The 14,835-nt window shown below is 65.7% G+C and carries 14 protein-coding genes; 10 read left to right on the plus strand and 4 right to left on the minus strand.

Annotated elements, in window-relative coordinates:
- Both phnY and ACQKLX_RS28285 read left to right on the plus strand, forming a co-directional pair.
- The coding region (gene phnY / locus ACQKLX_RS28280) for a phosphonoacetaldehyde dehydrogenase (RefSeq protein WP_427364883.1) at positions 1-1,203 on the plus strand (1,203 nt) is incomplete at its 5' end.
- An 86-nt stretch (positions 1,204-1,289) separates the two neighbouring features.
- A complete protein-coding gene (locus ACQKLX_RS28285) occupies positions 1,290-2,030 on the plus strand; it encodes a metallophosphoesterase family protein (protein ID WP_427364884.1) in 741 nt (246 codons plus the stop codon).
- Positions 2,031-2,046: 16 nt separating this feature from the next.
- Here the strand turns inward: ACQKLX_RS28285 and ACQKLX_RS28290 are convergent, their stop codons facing one another.
- From ACQKLX_RS28290 to ACQKLX_RS28300, 3 genes are read right to left on the minus strand one after another with little or no spacing between them, the layout of a single operon-like run.
- A complete protein-coding gene (locus ACQKLX_RS28290; RefSeq protein ID WP_427364885.1) occupies positions 2,047-3,600 on the minus strand; it encodes a SpoVR family protein in 1,554 nt (517 codons plus the stop codon).
- Positions 3,601-3,611: 11 nt separating this feature from the next.
- Positions 3,612-4,916 carry a YeaH/YhbH family protein gene (locus ACQKLX_RS28295; protein WP_427364886.1) on the minus strand — a complete coding sequence of 435 codons (1,305 nt, stop codon included), beginning with the start codon at positions 4,914-4,916 and terminating at the stop codon, positions 3,612-3,614.
- 18 nt (positions 4,917-4,934) lie between these two features.
- On the minus strand, positions 4,935-6,881 hold the full coding sequence (locus ACQKLX_RS28300) for a PrkA family serine protein kinase (protein ID WP_427364887.1): 1,947 nt from the start codon (positions 6,879-6,881) through the stop codon (positions 4,935-4,937).
- A gap of 324 nt (positions 6,882-7,205) precedes the next feature.
- Between ACQKLX_RS28300 and ACQKLX_RS28305 the strand changes: the two genes are divergently transcribed.
- Entirely contained in the window at positions 7,206-7,382 is a 177-nt protein-coding gene (locus ACQKLX_RS28305; protein ID WP_427364888.1) for a hypothetical protein, read from the plus strand.
- 32 nt (positions 7,383-7,414) lie between these two features.
- Positions 7,415-8,008 (plus strand): SCO family protein, encoded by a 594-nt coding sequence (locus tag ACQKLX_RS28310; protein ID WP_427364889.1) that lies wholly within the window; start codon positions 7,415-7,417, stop codon positions 8,006-8,008.
- On the opposite strand, the gene ACQKLX_RS28315 is transcribed toward ACQKLX_RS28310, so the two are convergent.
- A complete protein-coding gene (locus ACQKLX_RS28315) occupies positions 7,953-9,890 on the minus strand; it encodes a glycosyltransferase (RefSeq protein WP_427364890.1) in 1,938 nt (645 codons plus the stop codon). The genes ACQKLX_RS28310 and ACQKLX_RS28315 overlap by 56 nt on opposite strands.
- Before the next feature lie 551 nt (positions 9,891-10,441).
- Between ACQKLX_RS28315 and ACQKLX_RS28320 the strand changes: the two genes are divergently transcribed.
- The 6 genes from ACQKLX_RS28320 to ACQKLX_RS28345 all read left to right on the plus strand — a co-directional run bounded on the left by ACQKLX_RS28320 (position 10,442) and on the right by ACQKLX_RS28345 (position 14,829).
- Positions 10,442-11,431, plus strand: coding sequence for an ABC transporter substrate-binding protein (locus ACQKLX_RS28320; RefSeq protein ID WP_427364891.1), 990 nt, complete (start codon positions 10,442-10,444; stop codon positions 11,429-11,431).
- On the plus strand, positions 11,428-12,270 hold the full coding sequence (locus ACQKLX_RS28325) for an ABC transporter ATP-binding protein (protein WP_427364892.1): 843 nt from the start codon (positions 11,428-11,430) through the stop codon (positions 12,268-12,270). Before ACQKLX_RS28320 ends, ACQKLX_RS28325 begins: the two co-directional genes overlap by 4 nt.
- A 3-nt stretch (positions 12,271-12,273) precedes the next feature.
- Positions 12,274-13,020, plus strand: a complete 747-nt coding sequence (locus tag ACQKLX_RS28330; protein ID WP_427364893.1) for an ABC transporter permease — start codon at positions 12,274-12,276, stop codon at positions 13,018-13,020.
- A gap of 29 nt (positions 13,021-13,049) precedes the next feature.
- On the plus strand, positions 13,050-13,781 hold the full coding sequence (locus ACQKLX_RS28335; protein ID WP_427364894.1) for an ABC transporter permease: 732 nt from the start codon (positions 13,050-13,052) through the stop codon (positions 13,779-13,781).
- A gap of 97 nt (positions 13,782-13,878) precedes the next feature.
- Positions 13,879-14,148 (plus strand): hypothetical protein, encoded by a 270-nt coding sequence (locus ACQKLX_RS28340; protein ID WP_427364895.1) that lies wholly within the window; start codon positions 13,879-13,881, stop codon positions 14,146-14,148.
- Positions 14,149-14,274: 126 nt separating this feature from the next.
- Positions 14,275-14,829 (plus strand): NADPH-dependent FMN reductase, encoded by a 555-nt coding sequence (locus tag ACQKLX_RS28345; RefSeq protein WP_427364896.1) that lies wholly within the window; start codon positions 14,275-14,277, stop codon positions 14,827-14,829.
- Positions 14,830-14,835 lie beyond the last annotated feature (6 nt).

Consider the following 14,835-nt stretch of genomic DNA (forward strand, 5'->3'; position numbering starts at 1 on the left):
GAGGAGTTCGCCCGGCTGATCACCGCCGAGGCCGGCCTGTGCTGGAAGGATTCGCTCTACGAGGCCAGCCGCGCCTATGACGTCTGGTCCTTCGCGGCCCAGCTCACCATCAAGGACGATGGCGAGATGTTCTCCTGCGACATCTCGCCGAACGGCAAGGCCCGCAAGATCTTCACCACGCGCCAGCCGCTGCTCGGGGTGATCTCGGCGATCACCCCGTTCAACCACCCGCTCAACATGGTCAGCCACAAGCTCGCCCCGGCGATCGCGACCAATAACCGCCTCGTCCTCAAGCCGACCGAGCTGACGCCGCTGACCGCGCTGGCGCTGGCCGACGTGCTCTACGAGGCCGGCTTGCCGCCGGAGATGCTCTCGGTGGTCACCGGCAATCCCTCGACCATGGGCGATGCGATGATCACCGACACGCACGCCGATCTGGTGACCTTCACCGGCTCGGTCCGGGTCGGCAAGCACATCGCCGCGACCGCCGGCTACAAGCGCATCGTGCTCGAGCTCGGCGGCAACGACCCGCTGATCGTCATGGAGGATGCCGATCTCGACAAGGCGGCCGAACTCGCGGTCACCGGCGCGACCAAGAACTCGGGCCAGCGCTGCACGGCGGTGAAGCGCATCCTGGTGGTCGAGAGCGTCGCCGACGCCTTCGCCAAGCTGGTGGTCGAGAAGGCCAGGAAGCTCAAATGCGGCGACCCGATGGACCCTGCGACCGATGTCGGCACCGTCATCAACGCCCGCTCGGCCGCGCTCTTCCAGGCCCGCGTCGACGATGCCGTAGCCAAGGGCGCCGAAGTGCTCCACGGCAAGCGCGCCGAGGGCGCCCTCTTCCACCCGACCGTGGTCGACCGCATCCCCTATACCTGCGAGCTCGTCCACGAGGAGACCTTCGGCCCGGTCATCCCGATCATCCGGGTGCCCGACGACATCGCGCAGGTCATCCGCATCTCGAACGCGACCGCCTATGGCCTCTCCTCCGGCATCTGCACCAACCGCTTCGACTACCTCCAGCGCTTCGTCGCCGAGCTCGAGGTCGGCACCGTCAATCTCTGGGAGGTCCCCGGCTACCGCATCGAGATGTCCCCCTTCGGCGGCATCAAGGACTCAGGCCTCGGCTACAAGGAGGGCGTCGTCGAAGCCATGAAGTCCTTCACAAACGTCAAGACATGGTCAACGCCATGGAACGCGTGAGTCTCGTGGGCCTTGGCGCGAGCCCCGGGACGCGCCATCAGGGAAAGGGCCGGCGCTGAGCCGGCTCTTGGTTCAGGATTTGCGACATGCGGCTAGGCGTCATCGCCGACATTCACGGCAATCTGCCGGCGCTCGAAGCCGTGCTCGCCAGACTTGCCGAACTATCCGTCGATCGGATCGTCAATCTCGGCGACTGCGCCTCGGGCCCGCTTTGGCCGGCGGAGACGGTGCGGCTGCTGCGCGCCAGCACGATGAGCCATGTCCGCGGCAATCATGACCGGGCGCTCGGCGCGGCCTCCCCGGACGGGCTCGGCGCCTCCGACAGCTATGCCTGGCGCAATCTCGATGCCGAGGCGCGTGGCTGGCTGGCGGCTCTCCCCTTCGAGATCGACGTCGGTGGCGCGCGTTGCGTTCACGCCAGCCCCAAGGACGACGACACCTATCTGCTCGACGCCATCGAGGACGGACGCTTGGTCGCCGCCACCCCCACGGCGGTCGAGGCGCTGATCGGGCCTGCCCGGCCTGCCGTAATCCTGTGCGGGCACAGCCATCAGCCGCGCCTGCTGCGGCTCGATGACGGCACCGTCGTGGTCAATCCGGGCAGCGTCGGCAATCCCGCCTACCAAGCCACCGAGCCGAGCCTCCACGTTTCGGAGAGCGGCGCGCCGCATGCGCGTTTCGCCGTGGTGACGATGACGGATCAGGTCGCGGTCGAGCTCCATGCGATCGCCTATGACTGGGAGCCTGCGGCAAGGCAGGCTGAGGCCAATGGCCGGGCCGACTGGGCTCACGCCTTGCGGACCGGACGGGTCCTGTCCGGGCAATAGCGGCAGGGGCGGCGGCTCAACCAGCCAGCTGGCTGCTGGAGCGTTCGTAGACTGTGGCGCCCGTCTGCCCGTCGACGCCCTGCAGGCTGACCTCGTAGCCCCAGAGCGTCTGGATATGGCGCAGCGTCGCATCGCAGGTGGCACCATCGAGCACGATGCCGTCATTGACCTTGTGCTGCAGGCGTAGATGCCTTTGGCCGAGCAGGTCGACATCGACGACCTGGATGTCGGTATGGTTCGCGCCGATGTCGTATCTCTGGGCCAGGGCGCTGCGGATGCGCTCATAGCCGCGCTCATTGTGGATCGAGGCCACGCTGTAGAACGCTTCGTTCGCCGTGTCGGAGAGCAGGAACAGCCGCCATTTCCGGATCAGGGTCGGGCTGAGAAACTGGCGGATGAAGGATTCGTCGCGGTGGTTGGCCCAGGCGTCGAGCAGGATCGTGCGCCAGTCGCCGCTGCCGGCGATCTCCGGAAACCAGTCGCGGTCCTCTGCCGTCGGCACGGTCGCGATGCGCTGGATGTCCTGCATCATGTCGAGTCCGAGCGCATAGGGGTTGATCCCGGAGAAGCGGGGATCGTCGAAGCCCGGCTGGAAGATGACGTTCGAGTGGTTGCGCAGGATCTCCAGCATGGCGCCTTCGCTGATCCGGCCGCGGTCGAACAGCGCGTTCATCACCGTGTAGTGCACGAAGGTGGCGCAGCCTTCGTTCATCACCTGCGTCTGCCGTTGCGGATAGAAATACTGCGCGATCACCCGGACGATCCGCAGGATCTCGCGCTGCCAGGGCGCGAGGATCAGGCTGCTCTTCTCGAGGAAATAGAGCAGGTTCTCCTCGGGGAGATTGAGCGCCTTCTTGCGCTCGGCGATCAGGTCCGCGTTCTCCGCTGCCGCCTTGGCGCCATCGGCCTGGCGCGGGAGCGTGCGCCAGAGGTCGTTATAGGAGCGCTCTTCATATTCCAGTCGCTCGCGCAGCCCCTCGCGCTGCTTCTCGGAGGAGAGCCTGGGCGGGCGGCGATAGCGGAACACGCCCTGGTCCATCAGCGCGTGGGCGGCGTCGAGGACGGCTTCAACCGCCGCGAGGCCGTGCTTCTCCTCACAGCGGCTGATGTAGCCCTTGGCGAAGTCGAGATAGCCCAGGATCGCGTCGGCGTCGGTCCATTGCCGGAACAGATAGTTGTTCTTGAAGAAATGGTTGTGCCCGAGGGCGGCATGCGCTGTCACCAGGGCCTGCAGGGCCATGGTGTTCTCTTCCATCAGATAGACGATGCAGGGGTCGGAATTGATGACGATCTCATAGGCGAGGCCGCGGCCGCCCTTTCGGTAGTGCAGCTCGTGATGGAGGAAGTGCTTGCCGAACGACCAGTGGCGATACATCAGCGGCATGCCGATTGAGGAATAGGCGTCGAGCATCTGCTCCGAGGAGATGATCTCCATCTGCACCGGGTAGATATCGAGCCGCAGCTCCTCCTTCGCCACGGCCTCGATCACGTCGTAGGCATGCGACAAGGTCCCGAAGTTCCAGTCGGAGCCGGAGAACAGCAGGTTCGATCGGGACGCATGCCTTTGCATCGGCGCTTCCCTCAATTGCGCGGCCGGGCCGGCTGCCGGGTGAAGAGCTGGCGGAAAACCGGATAGATGTCGGAGGCCTTGGCGATGCGGCTCACGTCGAAATTCGGCCACTTCTCCTTGACCGCGAGATAGGCGCGCCAGAGCGAGGTGCCGTTGTCGGTCGAGCCGAAGATCTCGCTCTCGCGCTCGTCGATGATCTCGACATAGGCAAAATACTGGCACAGGCGCATGATCTCGCCATCCAGCATGCCGAGGCAACGCTCGGAATCGCTGGCGAGATTGTCGCCGTCCGAGGCCTGCGCAGCGTAGATGTTCCACTCCCGGCTCGGATAGCGCTCGGTGATGATGCGCTGCATTTCCTCCAGTGCGGTGGAGACGACGGTGCCGCCGCTCTGCGTGCTGTAGAAGAAGGTCTCCTCGTCGACCTCTTGGGCGGTATGGGTGTGGCGGATGAAGACGATGTCGGTGCGGTCGTAGCGCCGCTTCAGGAACAAATGCAGCAGCACGAAGAAGCGCTTGGCCAGGTCCTTCTCGCGCTCGCCCATCGAACCGGAGACGTCCATCAGGCAGAACATCACCGCGTTGGCGTTCGGCAAGGGCTGTGCCTCGAAGCGGTTGAAGCGGATGTCGACCGGATCGACGAAGGCGATCACCCGGCGCCGGCGCTCCAGCCGGTCGAGCTCGGCGCGCAAGGCCGCGACCTTGGCGCGGGCGGCATCCGTCCCTTCGGCTTCGATCTTCGCCAGTTCGGCGAGGATGGCTTCGACCTCCGCGCGCTTGGGCCGCTGCAGGGCGATGCGGCGGCCATGGCTGTTGCGCATGGTGCGGGCGATGTTGATGTTGGTCGGCGAGCCCCCCGTCGAGAACCCGGCCCGCCGCGGCTTGAACGACAGGATTTCCTTGAGGCTGAGCTTGACCATGTCGGGTAGCTCGAGGTCCTCGAAGAACAGGTCGAGCACCTCTTCGCGCGAGAGCATGAAGCGGAAATCGTCCTCTGAGTCCCCTTGGCCGGGCGCCGACCCCGCCCCGCCGCCCTGGCCCGGCTTCGGAACCTTGTCGCCCGGCGAAAACTGCTTGTTTCCAGGCAGGACGTGCTGGCGCCGGCCGCTGTCCCTGGCATCGCGGAAGCTCGGCTCGCTCGTGCCCTTCGCCGGCAGCGAGACGGAATGTTCTCCATCCGCGTCGGCGATCTTGCCGGCGCGAATCTGCTCCTGGACGCTCCGCTTCAGCTCCGCCCGGACGCGGTGCAGGAAGCGCTGGCGGTTGCCCAGGCTCTTGTCCTTCGGGTTCAGGCGGCGGTCGATGAAGATCGGCATGGCAGGCTCCCGCCGAGGTCAGCCCGCCTTGTTGACGCGCATGTACCAGTCCACCAGGCGCCGGACCTGGCGCTCGGTATAGCCGCGTTCGACCATGCGCTGCACGAAGCCGTGATGGCGCTTCTCGGTCACGCTGTCCTGCTTCGAGCCGAAGCTGATCACCGGCAAGAGGTCCTCGACCTGGCCGAACATCCGCTTCTCGATCACCTCGCGCAGCTTCTCATAGCTGGTCCAGGACGGGTTGCGGCCGCTGTTCCTGGCCCTGGCGCGCAAGGTGAACTTCACGACCTCGTTGCGGAAGTCCTTGGGATTGGCGATGCCGGCCGGCTTCTCGATCTGCGACAATTCGCTGTCGAGGACCTGCCGGTTGAGGAGCTGGCCGGTGTCCGGGTCCTTGTAGTCCTGGTCCTCGACCCAGGCGTCGGCATAGGCGATGTAGCGGTCGAACAGGTTCTGGCCGTATTCGCCATAGGATTCCAGATAGGCCTTCTGGATCTCGTGCCCGATGAACTCGGCATAGCGTGTCGCCAGTTCCGACTTGATGAAGTCGAGATAGGCCGCTTCGGTCTCCTTCGGGAACTGCTCGCGCTTGATCGCCCCCTCCAGGATGTACATCAGGTGCACGGGATCGGCGGCAAGCTCCTCGGTGTCGTAGTTGAAGGTCTGCGACAGGATCTTGAAGGCGAAGCGCGTGCTGACACCGGTCATGCCCTCGTCGACGCCGGCGGCGTCGCGATATTCCTGGATGGCCTTGGCCTTGGGCTCGACCTCTTTCAGGTTCTCGCCGTCGTAGACGCGCATCTTGGTGTAGAGCGGCGAGTTCTCGAACTCGGTCAGCCGGGTCGAGACCGAGAAGCGGCTGAGCAGGTCGAGCACCTCGGGCGCGCAGGGGCTGCCGGCCAGTTCGCTCTCGCGCAGCAGTTTCTCGTAGATCTGCCGTTCCTCGGTGATGCGCAGGCAATAGGGCACCTTGACCACCAGGATGCGGTCGAGGAAGGCTTCGTTGTTCCGGTTGTTCTTGAACTGGAGCCATTCGGACTCGTTCGAATGTGCGAGCACGATGCCTTGGTAGGGGAAGGCGCCGAAATTCTCGGTGCCGTTGTAGCTGCCCTCCTGCGTCGCGGTCAGCAGCGGGTGCAGCACCTTGATCGGCGCCTTGAACATCTCGACGAATTCGAGCAGTCCCTGCGTCGTTCGGTTGAGGCCGCCGCTATAGGAATAGGCGTCCGGGTCCGACTGGCTGAAGTTCTCGAGCTGGCGGATGTCGACCTTGCCGACCAGCGTCGAGACGTCCTGATTGTTCTCGTCGCCCGGCTCGGTCTTGGCGATGCCGATCTGCCGCAGGCGCGAGGGCGTCAGCTTGACGACGCTGAACTTGGAGATGTCGCCGGAGAGCTCGTCGAGCCGCTTCGCCGCCCAGGGCGAGATCAGGCCGCTCAGGCGCCGCCGCGCGATGCCGTACTTCTCCTCGAAGAGATCGCCCATGCGGTCCGGGCGGAACAGGCCTAGCGGCGATTCGAAGACCGGGCTGATCCGGTCGCCGATCTTGAGCGTGTAGAATGGCCGCTCTTCCATCAGCCTCTTGAGCTGCTCGGCGAGGGAGGATTTGCCGCCGCCGACCGGGCCGAGGAGGTAAAGGATCTGCTTGCGCTCCTCCAGACCCTGCGAGGCGTAGCGGAAGTAGCCGGCGATCCGCTCGATCGTATCCTCCATGCCGAAGAAATCGGCAAAGGATGGATAGATCTTGATCGTCCGGTTGGAAAAGATCCGGCCGAGGCGCTCGTCCTGGCTGGTATCGAACAATTTTGGTTTTCCGATCGCATCGAGCATGCGCTCGGCGGCAGAGGCGTACATCGACTTGTCTTCGCGGCAAGCCCGGAGGTACTCCTGCAGGCTCATCTCTTCCTGCGAATAGCTTCGATAGTCCTCAGAAAATAAGCGGAAGACCTCGCCGTCCCGTTCCATCGTGGTAGCCCTCCAGCGCAAGCCGGCGTCGCCGACAGTGCCCCTGAACAATCAACCGCAGACAGACTTGCAAGTTCCTGGCCGATAAGGGGGCGCTTTGATGATCGCCGGGCATCTGGGCCCTGCCCCCGACGCAAACGCGAACTGTCCTCAACTCATCTCTCCGCGTTGACGCCAGAGATGGGCGCCAGCCTGTGCGCCTATGATGTCATGTGGGGTGGCCGAGATGGATCGCCAAGTGGCATCGCGAAGATGGGAAGTCGGAGTATCCCTGCGGCATGAACGCAGCTTCCGGTTGATGATCGCCAGCGCTAGATTGAACCAATGAGCGTAGCTCCGCAGACCGATACTCAGGACACCGCCGCGGCACACCGCCCCGGCCTTTGGCTGCTCGCCGGTGGCTTCGGCCTCCTGTTGGCCGCCGGCCTGCTGCTCTGGTGGCGCGAGGGCGACCGGTTGTTCGCCGACGGGCTGATCGCCGCGCTCCTCGCCTGCTTCTGAGCGGCGTTCCGTCCGCCTTCGAGGATGTCCCTGTGAACCGCCGCCTGCTTCTGCCCCTTGCCGTCTTCCTACTCGGCGCCGTCGCGCTCGCGGTCGCCGCCTTCATCACCTTCGCGCCGGCTTCTCGTCAGGGCGGGCAGAGCCTCGCCTCCAGCGTCGGCGGGCCGTTCACGCTGACGACTGCCGAAGGCAAGACGCTGACCGAGAAGGAGCTGCGCGGCGCGCCCTTCCTGGTCTTCTTCGGCTTCACCCATTGCCCCGACATCTGCCCGACCAAACTGTTCGAGATCTCGGAGGTGCTGCGTGCGGCGGGAGCCAAGGGCGACAAGCTCAGGGCGCTTTTCGTCACGGTCGATCCGGAGCGAGATACCGCCGAGACGATGAAGAGCTATCTCGGCTCGTTCGACTCGCGCATCGTCGGGCTGACCGGCGACCGTGCCGCCATCGACGCCACGATCAAGGCCTATCGCGCCTATGCCCGCAAGGTGCCGCTCAAGGACGGCGACTACACCATGGACCACACCGCTTTGGTCTATCTGATGGACAAGAACGGCGGCTTCGTCGGCGCCTTCAATATCGAGCGTCCTGCGGCGGAGGCGGCGCAGGAGTGGCTACGGCATCTGTGAGCGCTGTGGGCTGCGCCAGCTCGCGATAGCGCGACGAGCGGGCAAGCCCGTGCGCCGTCTTGTTCCAGGCGAAGCGGTCGACGAGATATTCGTAGAGCGCCAGCCACGCGGCGAGCGAAGCCAGGAGATGATAGACCGGCAGCAGCGGCAGCCAGCGCCAGAGTCCAGGTGCGCCGCGCCGCCAGGCGCCCAACGCCGGCACCAGGAAGACCACGCAGATCCCGCTGCCAGCCAGTGCCAGCGCCGAGGCGGAGAACAGCAGTTCCAGCGAGCTGCCGGGTGAAAGCAACGAACCGTCGAGGATCGCGACCCCCGTCGCCGTGACGAACAGGGGGTAGAAGAACGTACTGAGCAACGTCCCCAGCACCAGCACCAGAAAGGTCAGCGTGCCCGGCAGGCCGGCCTCGCTCAGCAGCCGGTGCGGCTGCTGCAAGTGGCTGATCAGCGTCTGCAGGAAGCCCTTGAGCCAGCGTGTGCGCTGCTTGAGCCAGCCGCGCAGCGTGGTGGGCGCTTCCTCGAGCGTGCTGCACGGCAGGTCGGCCATGTAGCCGCCAGCACGGATGAGCCGGAAACCGATATCGGCATCTTCGGTGACGTTCCAGGGATCCCAGCCGCCGACCTGTCGCAGCGCCTGCGTCCGGAAATGGTTTGAGGTGCCGCCCAGCATGATCGGCAGGCCCGATTGCAGCAGGCCGGGATTGAGTACGTCGAACAGCCCGGCATATTCGAGCGCGAAGCAGCCAGCGAGCCAGCCATCCTCGGTGTTGTCGATGACGAGATGGGCCTGCAGGCAGACAAGATCGGCATCTGAGCGCAGGAAGCGGGCCGCCGCCAGGCGCAGCTGGCGCGGATCGGGAATGTCCTCGGCATCGAAGATGGTGAAGAGCTCGCCACGCGCCTCGGCCAGGGCGATGTTGAGCGCGCGCGGCTTGGTCTGCGGGACGCCCCGCGGCACGATCACCACCTGCATGAAGGGTGGGAGCTCGCGAGCCGAGAGGGCGCGGCGCAGGCTCCAGTCGACCTCCTCGACGAGAATGCGGATGTCGAGCTTGGCGGCGGGATAGTCGATGACGGCCAGGGCTTTGACCAGCTGGTCGAGTACCGCCTCCTCGCCGAGGACCGGGACGGCGACGGTGTAGACCGGCAAGCGGCTATCGTCGATCTGCCAGCGATGCTCGCGCCACAGATCGAGTGTCGGCTTCTCCATCAGCGCTGCGAGCCGCAGGATCACGGCGGCGAAGAAGAGCGGGCCCAGCGTAAGCGCCACACCGATCAACGTCGCGACCGGGATGAGCGTGCCGACAACCGAGAGGAGGCCCACGAGGAGAGCGGCGACGAGTTTCTGCGGCCAGTTCGTGCCGGTTCGGGCGCTGGTGCGCGAGAAGCCGACCTCATCCGTCCAGGCTGCCGAGCGGGCGAGGGCTCCGGCATTGGCGCGGCGCAGCTCGGTTGCCAGCGTCGACGGCGTCAGCACCACGATATCCTCGCGGCCATCGGGCTTTCCCGCGAGGAAGCGGCGCAGGGCCGTGCCGGGCGGAGGCGCTACCGCGAAACGGATGGGGCTGTCAGGCCGGGCAAGCGTGACGGCCACGCCCTCTCGTAGGATCGCCGAGACATCGCCGCCGGGTCGCAAGGGTGGCGCGCGCGATTGGAAATGCAGGTCGAGCTCGGCTGCCAGCGCTTGATAGAACTGCTCTTCGGTAACGAGGCCGCAAGCCAGGACCTGCCGGCTTGGCGGCACGCCGATCCGCTCCGCCGACCGGGCCGCCTCGCGCAATCGGTCGGGCGGCACGCCATGATCGGCCAGAAACGCGATCTCGGCGGGCAGGCCGTGCGCATGCGCACGGCCCGTGCCGCGCTGCGGCCAGGCTTGAGCCCCCATTCCCGTCCCCCCGGATCGCGGCTGACGGCTCCTGCCAGCGGCGGCAACTTATGGTTGCTTATCGTAACGTCAGAGTCGAGTCGGGACGATTGGGGCGGGGCGAGGTTGGCCCAGAAATCCGGCCCGGTTGCCGGGTCTGTTCGAGCCTGTTGCGGTGCCCGGTAATCATTTGCATACAAATAAAGCATGACTGCCGCTATCGAAGGCGACGGCCAGCATCGCGTCGGCGACGCGAGTCGATGGCCGTCGATCGTCGCCTCCACGCCGCACCGCAACCCGCGTGCCGCTTACTCCAAGCCTTTCATTTTGCGTCGAATCCGCACTAGGTGAGAGCGTTTCCGTCCTGTTTCACTTCGCAGTTGCGAACGGTTTTACCCGCGATAGTCTCGCTTCCCGACTGCCTTCGGCAGTTTGCAAGTCGTCGATCTCAAATCGCTTGACAAGCTTGAAATCCGTTGAGATCGTTGTTTGCATACAAATGAAATTTCGACGCGAATGTCGGGCGAGCTGCAACGATAACGATCGGCGGCATGCCACAACGGGAGAGTGACATGACCGCTTGGCTTGGCCTGAATTCGTTCAATCGTCTCGCGGCCATGGCCGCTGCGGCCGTCCTCGCCTTGCAGGCGCCGGCCCGCGCCGAGGAGATTTCCGTCACGCAATGGGGCGCCAGCATGTATGGCGCGCCCTATGCGGTGGCGATGGAGAAGGGCCTGTTCAAGCAGGCCGGCATCGACATTACCGGCATCATCGGCTCCGGCGGAGGCGGCACCACGGTGCGCAACATCCTCGCCAGTGCAACCCCTTATGGCGAGGTCGCGGTCTCCGCCGCGCTTGCCGCCAAGGCGCAGGGGCTCGACTTGATCATCGTCAACACCGGCACACGCAGCGTCGCCGAGGCCTCGATGGTCGTGATGCCGAACTCCGAGGTGAAGAGCGTCGAGGATCTCGCCGGCAAGAAGGTCGCGATCACCTCGCCGAAATCGGTTTCGGAGATGCTCCTCCTGATGGTGCTGCGCGAGAAGGGCGTCGACCAGGGCAAGGTCCAGCGTGTCGCCGCCGGCGGCTATGTCCCGGCCCTGACCATGCTCGAGCAGAACGCTGTCGTCGGTTCGGTGCTGATCGAGCCGCTCTCGATCATCCGCAAGGACAAGTACCGCACGCTCTACAAGGCTGGGGAAATCCTCAAGCCGATGACGACTTCGGTCGGCATCACCACGCGCAAATATGCGCAGGAGAACCCGGAGAAGCTCAAGGCGATCATCGCCGGCCGTCGTGCCGGCGTGCAGGCGATCTACAAGGACCCGGGCGAAACCGCCAGGATCATCGAGAAGCTCTACAAGCTCGACGCGCCGATCGCCAAGGAAGCGGTCGACAACATGATCCCGCCGAAGATGTGGAGCGAGGGCGAGTTCAACGTCGAGGAGCTCAACCGCATGGTCGAAGGCCTGAAGCTGATCGGCGAGATCAAGGCCGACGTCGACTGGTCTACCGTGCTCGACAAGTCCTATCTGCCTGCCGATCTCCAGGCGAAGCAATGAGCGCCGCGTCGGGGGCCAAGGTCGTGCCGCTCGCGCCCCAGTCCGCCGCCGCCCCGGCTCATGCCAGGCTGCGCGGCGTCACCCGGGTCTTCGATCTCCCGAAATCGACCCTGCATGCGCTCGGCCCGGTCGATCTCGATCTGGCCAAGGGCGAGTTCTTCTCGGTGGTCGGCCCCTCCGGCTGCGGCAAGTCGACCTTGCTCGACATCCTCGCCGGCCTCAGCGCACCGCAATCCGGTACCGCCGAATTCGAGGGCAAGCCGATCCAGGGCGTGCCCGACGGCGTCGGCGTCGTCTTCCAGGAAGACGCCTCCTTCCCCTGGCTCAACGTCCGCGACAATGTCGCGTTCGGCTTGCGCCGCGCCGGGGTCGACCCCGCAGAGATCGCCCGCCGCGTCGACTACGCCGTCGGCTTCATGGGCCTCAAGGATTTCGCCGCCTCCTATCCGGCTCAGCTTTCCGGCGGCATGCGCCAGCGCGTCTGCATCGCCCGCACTTTGGTGATGCAGCCGCGGCTGATCCTGCTCGACGAGCCCTTCGGCGCGCTCGACCAGCAGACCCGCCTGCTGATGGGCGACGAATTGCTGCGGCTCTGGCGCGAGACCTCGGCGACGATCCTGCTGATCACCCACGCCCTTGACGAGGCCGCGATGCTGTCCGACCGGGTCGGCGTGATGTCGACCAGGCCCGGCACCTTCATCGATTTTGTCGAGACCGGCTGGGAAAAGGACCGCGACAGCCGCGTCGTCTCGACCCCGCATTTCGGCGACATCACCGCCCGCCTCTGGGAGAAGCTCCGCATCGAGGCGCTCAAGATCATGTCGGCCGGGAAGGGCTGAGCCATGTCCGAGAAGCTGCTGCGGGTCATCGTCGTCGTCGCGATGATCCTGCTGGTGGAACTGCTCTGCCGCGTCGGCATCATCCCGCGCATGGTGATGATCGCGCCCTCCGACATGGTGGTCGAGCTCGGCAAGATCCTCGCTTCCGGCCAGTTCTCGGCCGATATCGCGATCACCTTCACCAATATCGCGATCTCGACCGTGCTCTCGGTCCTGCTCGGCTTCGTCGCCGGGGTGATCATCTACTCGCTGCCGAGCCTGCGCGATGCGATCGAGCCGTTGCTGGCGAGCTATTACGCCGTCCCGACCTTCGTCTTCTATCCGATCTTCATCACCCTATTTGGGGTTGGCTCGGCCTCGATCATTGCGATCGCCGTGCTGCTCGCCATCGTCTCGATGATCACCGCGACGCTGAACGGGCTCGACCGCATCCCGCGCGTGCTGCGCAAGACCGGCCAGATCTACCGGATGTCGCGGGTCAAGACGGCGCTGCTGATCGAATTGCCGGCGGCGACGCCCTATCTCTTCACCGGGGTCAAGCTCTCGGTCGCTTATTCCTTCATCGGCGTGATCGCCTCGGAGTTCATCCTGTCGGGCGCCGGCGTCGGCTACGCCATCGCCTATGCCTACAACCTGTTCGAGAACGGGCACATGTACGCGCTGATGCTGCTCGTCCTCATCGTGGTGACCGTCGTCAACACCTTCCTCAATGTGATCGACCGGCGCCTCCAGGCGCGCCGGCAGCGGTGACGCCAATGCCAAGCCTCACGTCAGCTCTCATGCCACGCTCCGCCGGCACCCTCGTCGTCCTACTCGCCTTGCTGGTCCTCTGGCAGGGGCTGCATCTCCTGGTCGGCGCCTCCTCGCTGGCCTCCCCGGTGCAGACGGTCACGAAGCTCGCCTCCCTGCTGGCGACCGGCGAGTTCTGGCTCAACATTTCCGAGACGATGCGGGCCTTCGTCGCCGCCTTCGCGATCTCGCTGTTCGGCGGCATAGCGCTCGGCATCGTGCTTGGCGTGCGCAAGCTCGCCGGCAATGTCGCCGAGCCGATCCTGACGACGCTCTATTCGATCCCCAAGGTCGTGCTGTATCCGCTGGTGTTGCTTTGCTTCGGCCTCGGCATCTCCGCCAAGATCGCCTTCGGCGTCATGCACGGCCTGATCCCGATCACGCTGTTCTCGATGAACGCCATCCGACAGATGAAGCCGGTCTATCGCCGGACCTCGCAGGTGATGCGGCTGTCGCCGTCGCAGAGCGCCTTCACCGTGATCATGCCGGCGATCCTGCCCGAGATCATCTCGGGCGTCCGGCTCGGCTTCTCGCTGACGCTGCTCGGCGTGCTGATCGGCGAGATGTTCGCCTCGCAGCGCGGCCTCGGCTTCCTGCTGACCAGCGCGATCAATATCGGCCAGATCGACACCATCATGGCGATCGCCTTGCTGCTCACCGTCTTCGCGGTCACCTGCAACGCGCTGATGATGCGCTTCGACCGGCGTCTGACGCACCGCTAGAGCGCGTATCGATCAGCTTGCGCAGGTCGCATGGGTCATGCAGGTTGCGCTGGATTCGTCCCGGCTGCGGTAGCCCGCGCCCTGCATTGGAAAAGCCATGAAGCTTCATCATTTCGGCGCGGCCGCCATCCTCTTCGCCCTGCTGGGCGGCTGCGTCTCGCGTGAGGAGCCGGTCGCGGTCTCCGAACCTGCTCCGGTGATGCGCACGCGGGTGGTGCGGAGTGCGCCGCCGCCGGATCGCGGCGATCTCGACCTCGGCCTGCCGCCGGCGCGCGAGGGCGGCCCGGCCTATGTCCGCTCCGGCATCGGCAGCACGCCCCGGCAAGGCGAGCTCTATGGTGGCGGCACTCTGCCACAGGGTTTCTGAGGCCTGGCGCAGCGACGACCTTCCCGGCCAGTCGATCCGGCCCCGTGATAACCATGGACGGGGCGTCGGCTTCGGGCTTGGGTCCCGCCGGCCGTCGGTTGGGCCGTCGGGCGCGAAGGAGCAGCGATGACACATCTTCTGGGGATTTCGGGTAGCCTGAGGAAGGCCTCGTTCAATTCTGGCCTGTTGCGGGCTGCGGCCGAACTGGCGCCGGATGGCGCGCCGCTGCTGGTCGGCAGCATTGCGGGAATCCCGCTCTATGACGGCGACGACGAACGGGAGCAGGGGATACCACCGGCGGTGCAGGCGCTGAAGCAGCAGCTGGCGGCGGCCGATGGCCTGCTGCTGTTCACGCCCGAATACAACAACTCGCTGCCCGGCGTGTTCAAGAATGCGATCGACTGGCTGACGCGGCCGGCCACCGATATCGGGCCGCTGTTCGGTGGCAAGCCGGTCGCCGTGCTCGGTGCTTCTCCCGGCGGTTTCGGGACGATCCTGGCGCAGGATGCGTGGCTGCCGGTGCTGCGCACCCTCGGCACCCGGCCGTGGTTCGAGGGGCGCATGCTGGTGTCGCGGGCGCAGAGCGTCTTCGACGCCGAGGGCAACCTCACCGACGAGACCACGCGCCAGCGCCTCGCGCAGTTCGTCGCGGGCTTCGCCGCCTTCGCTGCCGCGCGCTGAGGCGCG

Source organism: Allobosea sp. NPDC003192 (assembly GCF_050275675.1).
Classification (GTDB): Bacteria; Pseudomonadota; Alphaproteobacteria; order Rhizobiales; family Beijerinckiaceae; genus Allobosea.